Origin of the sequence: Haloactinopolyspora sp., from assembly GCF_027324685.1 — a bacterium.
Taxonomy (GTDB): domain Bacteria; phylum Actinomycetota; class Actinomycetes; order Jiangellales; family Jiangellaceae; genus Haloactinopolyspora.
Window position 1 is genome coordinate 1 of the sequence record NZ_DAHVSH010000117.1, and the last position, 13,912, is coordinate 13,912.

The window sequence follows — 13,912 nt, forward strand, 5'->3', positions numbered from 1 at the left end:
CGTGGCTGGGTACACCGCACAGGGGCAGGCGCATCCGGACGGCGGACGCCATGCTGGGAGGCGTGGTGAAGACGCGAAGTGAATTGGGCGAATTCCTCCGCAGCCGCCGGGAGCGGCTCACGCCGGAACAGGTTGGCCTGCCCTCGGGGGTGACGCTGCGCCGAGTGCCCGGGCTGCGGCGCGAGGAGCTGGCTCAGTTGGCCGGCGTGAGCGTCGGCTATTACACGCGCCTGGAACAGGGCGTGAGCCGGGCCGCTTCTCCCGCGGTGCTCGACGCGCTGGCGATGGCCCTGCAACTCGACGACGCCGAACACCGACACTTGCGGACCCTGGCCCAGCCGCCGCGGAAGGTCCGCCGCCGCGCGCGGCGTAGCGTGCTGCGGCCGACCGTCGCGGATTTGTTGGCCACCTTCGATGACGTGGCAGCGATCGTCATCGATCACCGCACCGACGTCGTGGGGTGGAATCGACTGGGGCACGCGCTGCTGGCCGGCCACGTCGACCCGGGCGCACCGCAGGAACCCAGTCGCCCCAACATCGCCCGGATGTTGTTCCTTGATCCGCATCACCGGGCCTTGTACCGGGACTGGCGGGCCAAGGCGATGATGACCGTAGCGGCACTCCACCAAGAGGTGGCCCGGCACCCGGATGACGTCGCACTCGAGCACCTGGTCGGCAAGCTCGCCGTCGCGAGCAACGAATTCGCCGCGATGTGGGCGCAGCGTCCGATCAAGATCTGCGCCTGCGCGGTACGCGATCTCGATCACCCGGAGGTCGGTCGCATCCGCCTCACCAACGAGACGCTCTCGCTCCCTGACGACGACCAGCAACTGGGGCTGTTCCACGCTCGGCGAGGGACACCGGATCACGAGGCACTCGTCCTTCTGGCATCACTGGCCGAGCGGCGCGCTGCCGACGAGCCCGCCACCGTCGAAAGGCCGTCATGAAGATCGTCGTCGTCGGCGGCACGGGCACCATCGGGCGCCGCCTGGCCGCGAAACTGCACGAGCACGGACACCGGGTCATCACGGCTGGTCGAACGTCAGGCGATGTTCGCGTGGACCTGACCTCGCCCGAGTCCATCGAGACGATGTATCAGCAGGTGGGTGCGATTGATGCCGTCGTCAGCGCCGCCGCACACGGCCCGATGGACGACTTCACCACGCTGAGCCGCCCCGAGCTGATCGACAACATGCAGGGCAAGCTGTTCGGCCAGGTCGACCTGGTGCTCATCGGGCAAGACCACGTCGCGGACGGCGCATCCTTCACTCTGACCTCGGGGGTGTTCGCCGACCAGGCGTGGCCGGGCGTGACCGGTGGCGCAATGATCAGTGGCGCGCTGCATGCCTTCGTCCTCTCGGCGGCAGTCGAACTGCCACGCACGATGCGAATCAACGCGGTGAGCCCGACCATGATCAGCGACTCGGTCGAGACCTTCTCCGAGTACTTCCCGGGGATGCGGCCGGTCTCGATGGATTCCTTGCTCACCGACTATCTCTCGTGCATCCACGGTGAGCAGACGGGCGAGATCATCCGCGCCTACGGGTGAACGGCAACGCCCTGGAGACGACGTCAACGGCACACGGCATCAACACTTTGTTGACAACGCGGTGTTGATCGCATGAGCACAGCTGTCACCCGGGCCCGGACCGATCCCACTTGGGTGACCGCGACCGACCGCGAATCCGCACACCGAGTCTGGTTCGAGCTGCACGAGGACCTCCTCGCCACGCTCGGCCGTACCCGCTGACGCCAACGAACACAACCGTTCACGAAGCCGCAACGAAACAGCCGCTCACCTGCAGTGATGACAGGTGAGCGGCTGTTTGAACGACCAGCGGATTTGTGGAGCTGAGGGGATTTGAACCCCTGACCCTCTCGTTGCGAACGAGATGCGCTACCAGACTGCGCCACAGCCCCGTGAACCGTGGTGACTTTATCACCTCGGCGGGCCGGATTTCGAATCCGCACCCCGCCCCGCCCGGGACGGAATCAACGCGCCGCACCACGGGTTGCCACCATCATGAAGGCGATGACGTACTCCCGCTACGGCGGCCCCGAGGTCCTGGAGCTCACCGATCGACCCACGCCCAAGGTGCCGCCCGGGTTCGCGCTGATCCGGGTCGTCGCCTCCGCGGTCAACCCGGTCGACTGGAAGCTCATGGCCGGAGGCCTCGACGCGGTGATGGACGTGCACTTCCCCGTCACGCCGGGCTGGGACGTCGCGGGCGTGGTGGAGGAGCTCGGCCTCGACACGTTCCAGTTCGAGGTGGGTGACGAGGTGATCGGCTACGGCCGCCGCGACGACGTCGGGCACGGGACGGCTGCCGAGTACGTGTCGTTGCCCGCACGCGTGCTCGCGCGCAAGCCGGCATCGCTGAGCTGGGAGCAGGCCGCGGGGCTGCCGCTGGCCGGGCTCACCGCCTACCAGACGCTTCACCGGCTGGGCGTCGGCGCGGACGACACCGTGCTCATCCACGGCGGCGCGGGCGGCGTGGGGCACATCGGCGTTCAGGTGGCCAGGACACTCGGTGCCCAGGTCATCGCCACCGCGAGCGAACGCAACCACGACCATCTCCGCTCCCTCGGTGCTGAACCGATCAGCTACGGCAACGGACTGGAAGACCGCGTCCGTTCACTGGCTCCCGACGGGGTGACGGTGGTGGCGGACTTCGTGGGCGGGGTCCTGCAGTCGACGCTCGCGGTTCTCGCGCCGGGCGGACGGCACGCCTCGATCGCCGATCCGACCGTCGACCAGCACGGCGGGCGGTACATGTGGGTCGTGCCCGATTCGGCCGATCTCACCGCCCTCGCCGAGCTGGCCGACGCGGGTGAGCTCACCGTGGACGTGTCCGCGACGTACCCGCTGGAGCAACTCGCCGAGGCCTACCGGGCCAACGCGGCCGGGCACACCCGCGGGAAGATCGCCATCACCAACGACGCGTGAGCGGGCCGGTCAATCGCCGACGGCGCGCCGGTGCTCAGGCTGCTCGTCGGCCTCTTGCGGCGAATGGTCGGCCGACGACGCAGCCGCAGGGCGTTCGTCCGGTTCCCGCCGCGGGAGGCTGACCGAGCCGATCGGATCGAGCCGGCCCGACGTCCACGACCCGGGCTTGCTCAAGTCGATCTTTCGCGCCACCCGCGGTGCCTTCGGCTTGGTGACGTAGGTGGGCAGCGGAACCGGGATGGGTTGCCACGCATCGGGGTCGGCGACCGGTTCGACGTCGTCAGGAATCACCAAGCGCCGGGTGGTGTCGGCGACCGGCACGGTCCAGCCGGTGTCTTCGGGCGAGTCGGCCGGGCGCTCAGCCGTCTCGTCGGCCCGTACTCGCCGGCGACGGCGTGCCTCCGCCCGTCGTCGTTGCGCCTGTGCCACGGCAGCGCGACGGGCAGCCGCGAGGAAGAGCACGGTGAGCATGCCGGTGACCACGGGCAGCCAGCCGGGAGCGCTGCCTACGTAGGTGGCTACGATCGCGGCGACGGTGGCGGCCAACAGCAACGCCAAGATCCGGCGGCGTCGGCGGGCAGCGACGGCGAAAGCCTCGCCCAAGGCATCGGGCGGGGCGGCCGGTTCGGCCTCGACACGTGCGGGCGCGGGATCGTCGGCGACGAGGCCACGGTGCGGCGCGTGCATGGACGCGTTGCCGCGCGGCAGTACGCGGACCCCGCGCGCGGTGTCCGCCTCGCGCGCTCGTTCGACCTCTTCGTTGCGCCGCACCCACCGCGGCACGAGGAACGCGGCCCACGCAGCGACGATCGCCGCGTAGATGAGTCCGCTGTACCCCATGGCACAGACGCTACGGCGTGCACCATCTCACGCGGTGGAACTACACCGGTGTGTCGCCGGTAACGCATGTGACGTGTGTGGTGGCTGAACGCGCCTCACGGGCCGAGTTGATGGTCAGGCGCACCCGATGATGAAGACGGTGAAGACGCTGGTGCCGACCACTCCGAGGACCGTCAGGTTCAGCAAGGAGGCGAGGGAGGCACCAGTGCCGGTGGGGGCTGGATCGGGATTGACCAAGTGGTGAATGCGGTCGGGACCAGCTGCGTGCAGGAGGTGGTCGGCATCGTGCAGCAGCCCCGTCGTGGTCCGAGTGGGCCGTGGCTCGCTCAGTTTGAGCAGTGCGCTGGCCAGGGCTGGTGTTCCAGCTCGTCGACGTGCCGCATCGTCGGCGGCGATCTCGAAATAATGCGGTATCGCATCGGCTGCCGCTCTGACGAGGGGCACCCATCGGAACGGCTGCGCCATCCCCTGGACGAGAGTCCCCACGGCGTGGTGACGTTGGCGTAGATGGGCGTTCTCGTGCGCGAGGACGGCATCGAGCTCGACGGCGTCCAGGTTGCGCACAGCACCTTCGGAGATGACGATTCCGCCCTGGCGACGAGGTAAGGCGAACGCCGCGGGTTGCGGGTCGGCGACCACCTGGACCTGATGACCGGCAAGGCGCAGTGGGCGTGCGACCGCCGCGACACTCTGTGCCGTGGCCCGGACGGCTCGACGGCGCCGCATGGTCAGCCGGACGACAGCACCCACGACGACCGACGCCCCAACCACCGGAACCGCGAGCAACAACGCGGGCGGCACCATCGCCTCGACGGTGCTACCGGTGAACGGGGCGGCGGCGTCGATACATCGCCGGCAGACTTCGGCCGGGCGCCCGGTGAGCATGCTAGGCCCCGAGGTGGCCCACGCGAGCGTCGGACCCAGCGCCATGAACGCCAGCAACCACACGATGGTGCTCGCGGTCAACATGGTGGTGGCCAGGCGTGGTGTCCGCGCCAGCGCGGGCGCAGCTCTGCGCAGAAGCCGCGGGCCGCCCAGCGCCGAGCCCAGCAGCAGGACGACGAGCAGAGCTGGCGCCAGGACGGCGGTCACCGATCGTCACCCGCTGTTCGGCCGTCGAGGTAGGACCGCAACAGCTCGACGTCACTGGGCGAGATGGCATCGATGAAGTGCAGCATCGAGGCCGCGCGATCGCGGCTGGCCGCGAGCGCATGTTCCATCAGCAGCGCAGCATGCTGCTCCCGGGTGTGCCGGGCTCGATACCGCACGGAGTGACCGTCCCGTTCGGGGGTCACCAGATGCTTGCGTTCCAGGTTGCGCAGCACGGTGGCGATGGTGGTGTACGCGGGCTCGGACGGAAGCTGGTTGATCACTTGCCGGATGGTCATGGCGCCCTGATCCCACAGGACGTCCATGACCTGTTGCTCCAGCGCACCGAGTGGTGCCGGCGTGAAGGACTCGTCTGGCCGTGGTGTGCCTGTCACGCCATCACCGTAGTCTTGCCGCCGCGACGGCTGGAACACGCGACTTGGCCACGCAACCGCACCACCAAAGCGATCGCGGACAGCACGATGGCGACGACACCCAGGTAGGGCTGAGCGGGAGCGAACCATGTCAGCGCTCCGGAGTACCCAAGCGCCAACACGGCGATCTTGTTGCACACGGGGCAGCCGACGGCGAACCACGCCAACGCCGCTCCGGCGGCTCCCATCCGGTCAGCGCGCTTGGCCGATCGTGGCTCAGCCGATCGATCGCCGCTCGACGGCTGGGCAGGGCGAACATAAGTGGCGACGAGCATGCCGGTGAGCACCGAACTCGCCAGCCACGCTGGATAGTTCCACGGCACCGTCGGGATGTCGCGAGCAAAGAACGGATTGGGGATCAGAACGGTCACCACACCGATCACCACGCCGATCGCGACCGTGGCCGCTGCCGCGGCGATCACTTGACGCGGTGTCCAGGCGCGCAGAGCTTGCCCGGCCAGAGCCACCGAGGTCAGCACAGGCGGCGGGCTCCAGCGAGTCTTGGGATCGAGCATGCCCTCCACTATGCCCCATAGTTACTATCGCGCATAGTCGACTATGGTCGATAGTCGATCGAGGGCCCGGTTGAGGAGAGTCATGACACGGAAACCAGCGCCGTCTCCGGCGCGGTCGGTCCAGTCCAAGCGGCTGTGGGTGGTACTAGCGGCTGGCGCGGCGATAGCCGCCGTGCTGCTCGTGGCGACATTGATCCGCGGCACCGATACCGCTGAGCAGACGGCCCAACCCCAGGCCGATCCGGACCAACGTGCAGGATCTGAGCTGGACATGGCTCGCAGGGTCGATGGCGACCCCTTGGCCATGGGGGACGCCGATGCACCAGTGGTTCTGGTCGAGTTCGCTGACTTCCGGTGCCCGTTCTGTGGCGTGTTCGCCCGAGAGACCCAGCCCGAATTGGTCGCCCAGTACGTCGAAACAGGCATGCTGCGGATCGAGTGGCGCGACCTGCCGGTGTTCGGCGATCAATCCGTGGAAGCGGCGCTCGCGGCACGGGCCGCTGGTCGCCAGGGCCGGTTCTGGGAGTTCCATGAAGCGGTTTACGCCCAGGCGCCGAGCCGCGGCAAACCCGACCTACCGCGCGAACGCCTGTTGGACCTGGCCGACGAGGCGGGTGTAGCGGACCTGGACCAGCTCGAAGCGGACATGAGTGACCCCGACGTGCACAGCGAACTCCAGCACGACATCGACGAGGCAACCGCCCTGGGAGCCTCCAGCACACCCGTCTTTCTCGTCAACGACCGCCCGATCGTCGGGGCGCAGCCTCTCGAGGTCTTCGTCGAGGCGATCGAAGCCGAACGCGCAGAAGGAGAGGCGTGATGGAGGTCGGATACGTCGCCGCGTTCATCGGCGGGGTGCTGACGCTGGTCAGTCCATGTTCGGCACTGTTGCTGCCGGCGTTCTTCGCGTACGCGTTCGATGGCCCGGCTCGGCTGCTCAGCCGTACCGGCGTGTTCTATCTGGGGCTGGCGACGACGCTCGTGCCGCTCGGTATCGCCGCCTCCGCTGCCGGCGCACTGATCAACGAGCATCGGTCGGTGTTCGTCACCATCGCATCGACGGTGGTGATTTTGCTGGGCGTCGTTCAGCTGAGTGGTCGCGGCTTCGGTCTCGGCCGGCTCAGCCGGGTGGGCGGCGCTGATTCCCATTCGGTCGTGTCGGTTTATCTGCTCGGTGCGGTGTACGGCGTTGCCGGTGTATGTGCCGGCCCGATCTTGGGCTCGGTGCTGGCCATGTCGGCTATCGGTTCGGATCCGGTGTACGGCAGTGTGCTCCTGGCCATTTACGCGCTCGGCATGGCCGGCCCGCTCTTCGTGCTCGCTGCGCTCTGGCGCCGGCTCGATCCGCAACGCCGCCGATGGCTTCGTGGCAGCGAGGTCGCCGTAGGGCGCTGGCACGTGCACACGTCCCAGCTGATCTCGGGTCTGATGTTCATCGGGATCGGCATTCTGCTGTTGTTCACCGATGGCACCGCCGGCCTGGGCGGACTCGTCTCCGTCGAAACCGAGTATCGCGCCCAGTTGTGGGCGCGTGATCTCGGCGATCGCATCCCGGACCTGGCCGCCCTTGCCGTCGTGATCGCTGTCGTCGTCGCGGTCGCAGTCTGGCGCATTCGCCGAGGGCGGGTTTCCCGCGCGCTCACGACCACCGACCACACCACGGCAGGGGACAAACCGTGAACACCACCCGCTCGCTCGCCCTGGCCGCAGTGATGTGCGCGGTCGTCGTGAGCGCATGTAGCCACGACGAAGACACTGGCGAGAAGACCGCTGGCCAGGAAACCATCGGCGCCCAGCTCAGCGATGATCTCGGCCAGCTGGAGGTGGATCGTGCGCCGTCAGTCGCCGCGGACGACGTGCCGCCTGGAGCCGAAGCCTTGTGGTCCGTGGAGTTCGACTCGTCACCACACGTGACTCAGGAACGTCTGGTGGGCTTGGTCTATCCCGACGCCAGCGAGCCCGAGCTCTCCATCGTCGGCATCGACGGTGCCGGGAAGCCGCGTTGGCGCATCACGACTAATCCGTCGTGCGCAGGCTTCGGCGTCACCCGCCACGACGACCGTGACATGGTCATCGTGCTGGACAGTGACGCCGACGTCGAATCCGGCGAACTGGCCACCCGGACGACCGCAACCGCCTTCGACGCCCACGACGGCTCGGTCGTCTGGGGCCCCGTGGACGTTCCCGGCCCGCTGCGTGGGCCGGGTCTGATCTTCGGCGAGGCGCCGGGCAGCATCGTCGCCGACGAGACCGGTCCGCGCGTCATGCTGACCGCGGCTGACGGATCGGTCGTCGCTGACGAGACCGCTGGCGACATCGTCTACTACGAGCACCACGGCGTGGGGGTCCTCGAGCGCGACGGGCTCGTGCAGGCACGACACACGGCCACCGAGAAAGTGCTGTGGACCGAGAACGATCTCGCCGCGCCACCAGGGTCCGAGCCCGGCGGCAGTCCCACACCGGTCACCCAGACCACGGCCTCCGTCGCGGACACGATCGTTCTCGCCTGGCCGGGCTCGTCCGGCGACACCATCTACTCCGCCCACGATCTCGGCACCGGAGCGCTCGTCGACCAGCTTCCGGGTGAACCCGACGGCGCGTCGGTAGCCGACCCGACCTCCAGCATCACCTTGATGACGACCACCAGTTCGGCAGGCCGCCAGCTCGTGGCGCTCGGACCAGCCGGCATCCGCTGGGCCAAGCCGTTTCCCGACGACGCCGGAGTCGACGTCATCGCCGGGAACCTGGTATACGGGCGGGCCGGTACCAGCGGCGTGACCCTGGACCTGGTCGACGGTGCCTCCCTCGACGAGGGCGGCTGGGCACCCCCGACCACGCGAGTGCCGACAGGTCCGGCCGTGGTCCAACTACCCGGCGATGAGCGGCAACGCTACGTGGCGGTGTCGTTACCGGACGCCGACCGGCTCTCAGGCGGATCGGACAGCCTGGGCGCGGATCTCGATCTGGACATGTTGTGACACCAGCCAGCCACCGGCTTCCAGCGCGACGTTCCAGGTCATGCCGTACTGTTCGCGGTCGATCTCGCCGGTTGCGCTGAGCGCCAACCGCTCGCCACCCCACGGATCGGACGTGACGCCGTCGATGGTGACGTCGAGCTCGATGGGCCGAGTGACGCCCTTGATCGTCAGGTCGCCGAGGACCCGGAACCGGTCCGCGCCGCCTCGGCGCCGCCGCACCATGGCACCGTCGATCACGGCCCACTTCGACCCCGAATCGCCGCCGCTCACCTGCGTGGAGGTGAAGCGAAGCGTCGGAAAGGACTCCACATCGAGGAAGTCGGCGCTGCGTAGGTGCTCGTCACGGTCGGCAGCGCCGGTCGTGATGCTGGTGGTGTCGATGACGGCTTCGGCCGTGGACTCCAACGGGTCCTCGGCCACCCGAATCGACCCCTGGACGTTCTCGAATCGGCCACGTACCTGCGTCACCATCAGGTGACGGGCAACGAAGCCGACAGTGGTGTGCGCGGCATCGATCTCGAAGATGCCGGGCTTCGGTAGCTGGGCGCCCTTCCACATCCGGACGCTGAGGTGTTCGGTCATGTGTCTATCCCCCGGTATGCCGTTCGCCGTCCCAACGCGTAGCGGCCGAGGAAATCATCCCACCGTCAACGGATTCGCAAACCGGCCATATCTGGCCAGCTACCCGAACCTGCCGCTCACGGCGTCATACGAGACGAGCGCCAGCGCTTCAACAAACCTTCGGGAACGTCCTCGACCGTCAGCGCGAACGACCGGTGATCACGCCAGGCGCCGTCGATGTGCAGCAGCCGCGGCTTGATGCCCTCTTCGCGGAAACCGAGCTTGTCCACCACGCGAAGCGACGCGCGGTTCTCGGGCCGGATGTTCACCTCGAGCCGGTGCAGGCCGGCGACGAAGAAGCAGTAGTCGACGGCCATGGCCACCGCGGTGGGCATGATGCCGCGCCCAGCGAGGTCGGCGTCGAGCCAGTAACCGATGGTGCCCATCCGGGCCGAGCCCCAGATGATGTTGGAGACGTTCAGCTGCCCGGCCAGGCGGCCCTCGTAGGTCACCGCCCACGGCAGCGCCTCGTCCGCCCGGGCCTGCGCCGCGTGCAGGCGCACCATCTGCCGGTAGGTCAACGCGAACTGCGGTGCGGGCGGCGGCGGGGTCGCTTCCCACGGCCGCAGCCACTCCTCGCTGCGGGTGCGGATCTGGGTCCAGGCGCGCATGTCCTTCCCGCGCAGCGGACGCAGCCCGACCGGCCCTTCGCTCAGCTCCACCGGCCAGCCGAGCCGGGAGGATCGTCGCGACCTCATGCCGGCGTCCTCGGGTGATCGCCGCCGCCGATCTGGTCGACGGCGTGCGTGAGCACGGGGCTGATGACGGCCAGCCCGTCGCGCACGCCCCCGGTGGATCCGGGCAGGTTGACGATGAACGTGCGCCCGGCCCGTCCGGCCAACCCTCGAGACAGGGACGCCGTCGCGACGCCGTGCGCCACCCCGTAGGCCCGGATCGCCTCAGCCACCCCGGGCACCTCCACGTCCAGCACCCGGCGGGTCATCTCGGGGGTGTGGTCGGTGGGGCTCAGCCCGGTACCACCCGTGGTCACGACGACGTCGTACCCGGCGCCGACGGCCTCACGCAGCGTCGTCTCGACCTCCGGCCCGTCGGGCACCACCACCGGCCCGTCGACGTCGGCGCCCAGCTCACGCAGGCTCGACACGATCAGCGGACCGCCGCGGTCCTCGTAGACGCCGGTGGCGGCCCGAGTGGAGACCGTCACGACCATCGCTTTCACGTTCGCCGCCACGTGCCGGAGCGCCCGCCGGTCTTCTCGTCCACGCGGATGTCGGTGATGATGGCGCCGCGATCGATCGCCTTGACCATGTCGACGACGGTGAGTGCGGCGGTGGACACCGCGGTCAGCGCCTCCATCTCCACCCCCGTGCGGTCGGCCGTGCGCACGGTGGCCGTGATGTCGACCGAGTCGTCGGTGACGGTGAGATCCACCTCGACGCCGTGAATCGCCAAGGGGTGACACAGCGGCACCAGGTCCGGGGTGCGCTTGGCGCCCTGGATACCGGCGATGCGCGCGACCGCCAGGGCATCGCCCTTGGGTACGCCGTCACCGCGCAGCGCGGCGATCACCGCGGGCGAGACGAGTACGCGTCCGGACGCCGTGGCCGTCCGGGTGGTGAGGTCCTTGGCCGTCACGTCGACCATCCGGGCCGCGCCCTGGTCGTCGACGTGGGTCAGCTTCGGCCGGTCGGCCGGCGCCCCGGGCACTACTCTCGCCGCCGTTCCAGCAGGACGGTGTCGACCACCTGGCCGGCCGCGACCTCGGTGACATGCTCCGGCACGACGATCAAGGCGTTGGCGTAGGCGAGGTCACCCATCAGGTGCGACTGCTGTGCGCCGAGCGGGCGGACGTGGTACGTGCCGTCGGTGCCGGTCTGAACCCGGGCGCGCGCGAACTGGCGGCGTCCCTCGGGCGACCGCAGCCGTTCCTGCAGCACCGCCTTCGCGCTCGGCCGATGCAGCCGCGACGAGCCCAGCATCTTGCGGATGGCCGGGCGGACGAACACTTCGAACGACACGAATGCGCTGACCGGGTTGCCCGGCAACGTGAAGATGGGCGTCGCGTCCTCGCCGACGGTGCCGAAGCCCTGCGGTTTGCCCGGCTGCATGGCGACCTGGTCGAAGCTGACCGTCCCCAGACCCGACAGGACCTCTTTGACGATGTCGTACGCACCGGCGCTCACCCCGCCGGTGGTGATGACCATGTCGGCGCGGATGAGCTGGTCCTCGATCAGCCCGAGCAGGCGTTCCTTGTCGTCAGGAACCGGCGCGACGCGGTAGGCGATGGCGCCGGCCTCGCGGGCCGCGGCAGTCAGGGTGAACGAGTTCGAGTCCGTGATCTGGCCGGTCGCCAACGGATATCCGGGCTCGACGAGTTCGCTGCCGGTGGAGATGACGACGACGCGGGGCCGCGGACGAACCACGACGCGGTCGCGCCCGACGGCGGCCAGCAGCCCGATCTGCGTCGCGCCGAGATACGTGCCGGCGCCGAGCACGACATCACCGGCCACGATGTCGCCACCGGCTCGACGGATGTGGGCGCCCACCTTCGCCGGGCTCGTGATCAGCACCTTGGCCGTGCCGCCGTCGGTGTGCTCCACCGGAACGATGGCGTCGGCGCCGGTCGGTATGGGTGCCCCGGTCATGATCCGTGCGGCCAGTCCCGGGCCGATCGCGTTGATGCCGGTGTCGCCGGCTGGAATGTCGGCGACGACGGGCAGCTCGACCGGGCTGTCCTCGGAGGCGCCGGCGACGTCTTCGGCCCGCACCGCATAGCCGTCCATGGCGGTGTTGTCGAACTGCGGCAGCGACCACGGCGCCACGACGTCCTCGGTGAGCACGCATCCGTGCGCGTCGAGCAGTTGGAAGTCCAGCTCACCGAGCGGACGGACGGCGCCGAGGACGTCGGAGAGGTGGTCGGCGACGCGTTTCACGATGCGTCCCCGGGACCAGCCTCGGGCGGCATGGTGGCCACGAACTCGCGCAGGAACGCCCGGAAGTCCGGTCCGAGGTCGTCGCGCTCGCTGGCCAGGCTGACGATGGTGCGCAAGTAGTCGAGCCGGTCGCCGGTGTCGTATCGGCGTCCGCGGAACACCACGGCCCGCACGCCGCCGCCGTCGTCGGCCGGCTCGTCGATGAGGGTCTTGAGTGCGTCGGTGAGTTGGATCTCCCCGCCGCGCCCGGGCGGGGTCTCTCGCAGGACGTCGAACACCGCCGGGTGCAGCACGTAGCGGCCGATGATCGCGAGGTTGCTCGGCGCGGAATCCGGGTCGGGCTTCTCGACCAGGTCGGTCACCCGCACGACATCGCCCTCGTCGGGTTCGACCGCCGCGCAGCCGTACAGGTTGATCTGGGCCGGGTCGACCTCGATGAGGGCCACCACGCTGCCGCCGTGGCGCCGCTGGACGTCGAGCATCGTGGGCAGCAGCGGATCGCGCGGGTCGATGAGGTCGTCACCGAGCAACACCGCGAACGGCTCGTTGCCGACGTGCGCTGCACCGCACAGCACAGCGTGGCCGAGCCCCCGGGGGTCGCCCTGGCGGACGTAGTGAATGTCGCCGAGGACCTGCGACTTCTGTACCCGCTGCAGGCGCTGCTGGTCGCCCTTTTTCTCCAGGGCGGCCTCGAGCTCCCAGGCGCGGTCGAAGTGGTTCTCGATCGCGTCCTTGTTGCGCCCGGTGACCAGGAGTACGTCGTTCAGCCCGGCCCCGGTGGCCTCTTCCACGACGTACTGGATGGCCGGCTTGTCGACGACCGGCAGCATCTCTTTCGGCGTGGCCTTGGTCGCCGGGAGGAATCTCGTGCCCAACCCCGCGACCGGGATCACGGCCTTGGTCACCGAACCCTTGTGCCCTGCCGAGCTCGCCGTCTGGTCGCCGCTCATGTCCGTCACCTCGCCGCTCATGTCCGTCACCTTACAAAGCAGATCCTTCCCGCAGAAGCGCATCCGCGCCGGTTCTGCCCAGCGCCGTACGGTAGAGACGTGCCGACGTCGATCCCCGAGGCCAAGACCGCGCTGAGGTCGCGCATTCTCGCGCGTCGCGCCATGCTCGATGCGTCGGCGCTCGCCACGGCGGCCATGGAGATTCGCGACGCCGTCCTCGCCGCGCCGGAGTTCACCGGGATTCGCCTTGTCACCGCGTACGTGTCGGTGGGCCGGGAGCCGGGCACCGGTCCCCTGATCGAGGCGCTGAGCGAGGCCGGAGTGGACGTGCTGCTCCCCATTCTGCTGCCCGACGGCGACCTCGACTGGGCGGTGTACGAAGGCCCGCACGCGCTGGCACCCGCTGCTCGCGGCCTGCTGGAGCCGACGGGCGAGCCGCTGGGTCCGACCGCCGCGGCCGAGGCTGACGCACTGCTGGTTCCCGGGCTGGCCGCGGACCGTACCGGCGGCCGACTGGGCCGCGGCGGCGGATCGTACGACCGGGTGCTGGCCGGGCGGGCCGGCCGCGCGTTCACCTGCGTGGTCCTGCACGACGGCGAGGTGCTCGACATCCCGGTCCCCCGCGAGCCGCACGACGTGCCGGT

At 69.3% G+C, this 13,912-nt stretch carries 18 protein-coding genes and 1 tRNA gene; 8 read left to right on the top strand and 11 right to left on the bottom strand.

Annotated elements, in window-relative coordinates; genetic code table 11:
- The 3 genes from M6444_RS13290 to M6444_RS13300 form a co-directional block, all read left to right on the top strand.
- Positions 1-947, top strand: a 947-nt coding sequence (locus M6444_RS13290) for a helix-turn-helix transcriptional regulator (protein WP_298328093.1), incomplete at its 5' end; no start/stop codon positions are given.
- Complete coding sequence (locus tag M6444_RS13295) at positions 944-1,549, top strand: short chain dehydrogenase (RefSeq protein WP_298328095.1); 606 nt, start codon at positions 944-946, stop codon at positions 1,547-1,549. The genes M6444_RS13290 and M6444_RS13295, both read left to right, overlap by 4 nt.
- Positions 1,550-1,621: 72 nt before the next feature.
- On the top strand, positions 1,622-1,750 hold the full coding sequence (locus M6444_RS13300) for a hypothetical protein (RefSeq protein WP_298328097.1): 129 nt from the start codon (positions 1,622-1,624) through the stop codon (positions 1,748-1,750).
- 96 nt (positions 1,751-1,846) lie between these two features.
- Here the strand turns inward: M6444_RS13300 and M6444_RS13305 are convergent.
- Positions 1,847-1,920 (bottom strand) — tRNA-Ala (locus M6444_RS13305).
- A 103-nt stretch (positions 1,921-2,023) separates the two neighbouring features.
- Here M6444_RS13305 and M6444_RS13310 point away from each other — a divergent pair.
- The gene (locus M6444_RS13310) at positions 2,024-2,947 is read left to right on the top strand and encodes an NADP-dependent oxidoreductase (RefSeq protein WP_363326360.1); all 924 of its coding nucleotides are present in this window, start codon (positions 2,024-2,026) and stop codon (positions 2,945-2,947) included.
- A gap of 9 nt (positions 2,948-2,956) precedes the next feature.
- On the opposite strand, the gene M6444_RS13315 is transcribed toward M6444_RS13310, so the two are convergent.
- The 4 genes from M6444_RS13315 to M6444_RS13330 form a co-directional block, all read right to left on the bottom strand.
- Positions 2,957-3,787 carry a hypothetical protein gene (locus M6444_RS13315; RefSeq protein ID WP_298328102.1) on the bottom strand — a complete coding sequence of 277 codons (831 nt, stop codon included), beginning with the start codon at positions 3,785-3,787 and terminating at the stop codon, positions 2,957-2,959.
- A 114-nt stretch (positions 3,788-3,901) separates the two neighbouring features.
- Entirely contained in the window at positions 3,902-4,879 is a 978-nt protein-coding gene (locus M6444_RS13320) for a M56 family metallopeptidase (protein ID WP_298328105.1), read from the bottom strand.
- Positions 4,876-5,271, bottom strand: a complete 396-nt coding sequence (locus M6444_RS13325; protein WP_298328108.1) for a BlaI/MecI/CopY family transcriptional regulator — start codon at positions 5,269-5,271, stop codon at positions 4,876-4,878. The genes M6444_RS13320 and M6444_RS13325 overlap by 4 nt, the downstream gene beginning before the upstream one ends.
- The gene (locus M6444_RS13330) at positions 5,268-5,825 is read right to left on the bottom strand and encodes a hypothetical protein (protein WP_298328110.1); all 558 of its coding nucleotides are present in this window, start codon (positions 5,823-5,825) and stop codon (positions 5,268-5,270) included. The genes M6444_RS13325 and M6444_RS13330 overlap by 4 nt, the downstream gene beginning before the upstream one ends.
- A gap of 82 nt (positions 5,826-5,907) precedes the next feature.
- On the opposite strand from M6444_RS13330, the gene M6444_RS13335 reads away from it, so the two are divergent.
- The 3 genes from M6444_RS13335 to M6444_RS13345 are packed head-to-tail and all read left to right on the top strand — an operon-like array spanning position 5,908 to position 8,803.
- Complete coding sequence (locus M6444_RS13335) at positions 5,908-6,645, top strand: thioredoxin domain-containing protein (RefSeq protein ID WP_298328113.1); 738 nt, start codon at positions 5,908-5,910, stop codon at positions 6,643-6,645.
- Entirely contained in the window at positions 6,645-7,505 is an 861-nt protein-coding gene (locus tag M6444_RS13340) for a cytochrome c biogenesis CcdA family protein (protein ID WP_298328134.1), read from the top strand. Before M6444_RS13335 ends, M6444_RS13340 begins: the two co-directional genes overlap by 1 nt.
- Entirely contained in the window at positions 7,502-8,803 is a 1,302-nt protein-coding gene (locus tag M6444_RS13345; RefSeq protein WP_298328115.1) for a hypothetical protein, read from the top strand. The genes M6444_RS13340 and M6444_RS13345 overlap by 4 nt, the downstream gene beginning before the upstream one ends.
- Here M6444_RS13345 and M6444_RS13350 read toward each other — a convergent pair.
- From M6444_RS13350 to galU, 6 genes are all read right to left on the bottom strand, one after another.
- Complete coding sequence (locus M6444_RS13350; RefSeq protein ID WP_298328118.1) at positions 8,753-9,385, bottom strand: YceI family protein; 633 nt, start codon at positions 9,383-9,385, stop codon at positions 8,753-8,755. The genes M6444_RS13345 and M6444_RS13350 overlap by 51 nt on opposite strands.
- Before the next feature lie 116 nt (positions 9,386-9,501).
- The gene (locus M6444_RS13355; protein WP_298328120.1) at positions 9,502-10,122 is read right to left on the bottom strand and encodes a GNAT family protein; all 621 of its coding nucleotides are present in this window, start codon (positions 10,120-10,122) and stop codon (positions 9,502-9,504) included.
- On the bottom strand, positions 10,119-10,595 hold the full coding sequence (locus tag M6444_RS13360; RefSeq protein ID WP_298328122.1) for a MogA/MoaB family molybdenum cofactor biosynthesis protein: 477 nt from the start codon (positions 10,593-10,595) through the stop codon (positions 10,119-10,121). Before M6444_RS13360 ends, M6444_RS13355 begins: the two co-directional genes overlap by 4 nt.
- A gap of 5 nt (positions 10,596-10,600) precedes the next feature.
- Positions 10,601-11,029 (bottom strand): cyclic pyranopterin monophosphate synthase MoaC, encoded by a 429-nt coding sequence (moaC, locus tag M6444_RS13365; protein WP_363326361.1) that lies wholly within the window; start codon positions 11,027-11,029, stop codon positions 10,601-10,603.
- 62 nt (positions 11,030-11,091) lie between these two features.
- Positions 11,092-12,318: a gephyrin-like molybdotransferase Glp gene (gene glp / locus M6444_RS13370; protein WP_298328126.1), complete on the bottom strand. Its 1,227-nt coding sequence runs from the start codon at positions 12,316-12,318 to the stop codon at positions 11,092-11,094.
- Complete coding sequence (gene galU / locus M6444_RS13375; RefSeq protein ID WP_363326362.1) at positions 12,315-13,268, bottom strand: UTP--glucose-1-phosphate uridylyltransferase GalU; 954 nt, start codon at positions 13,266-13,268, stop codon at positions 12,315-12,317. The genes glp and galU overlap by 4 nt, the downstream gene beginning before the upstream one ends.
- Before the next feature lie 162 nt (positions 13,269-13,430).
- Between galU and M6444_RS13380 the strand changes: the two genes are divergently transcribed.
- A partial coding sequence (locus tag M6444_RS13380; protein WP_363326363.1) for a 5-formyltetrahydrofolate cyclo-ligase occupies positions 13,431-13,912 on the top strand: 482 nt, incomplete at its 3' end.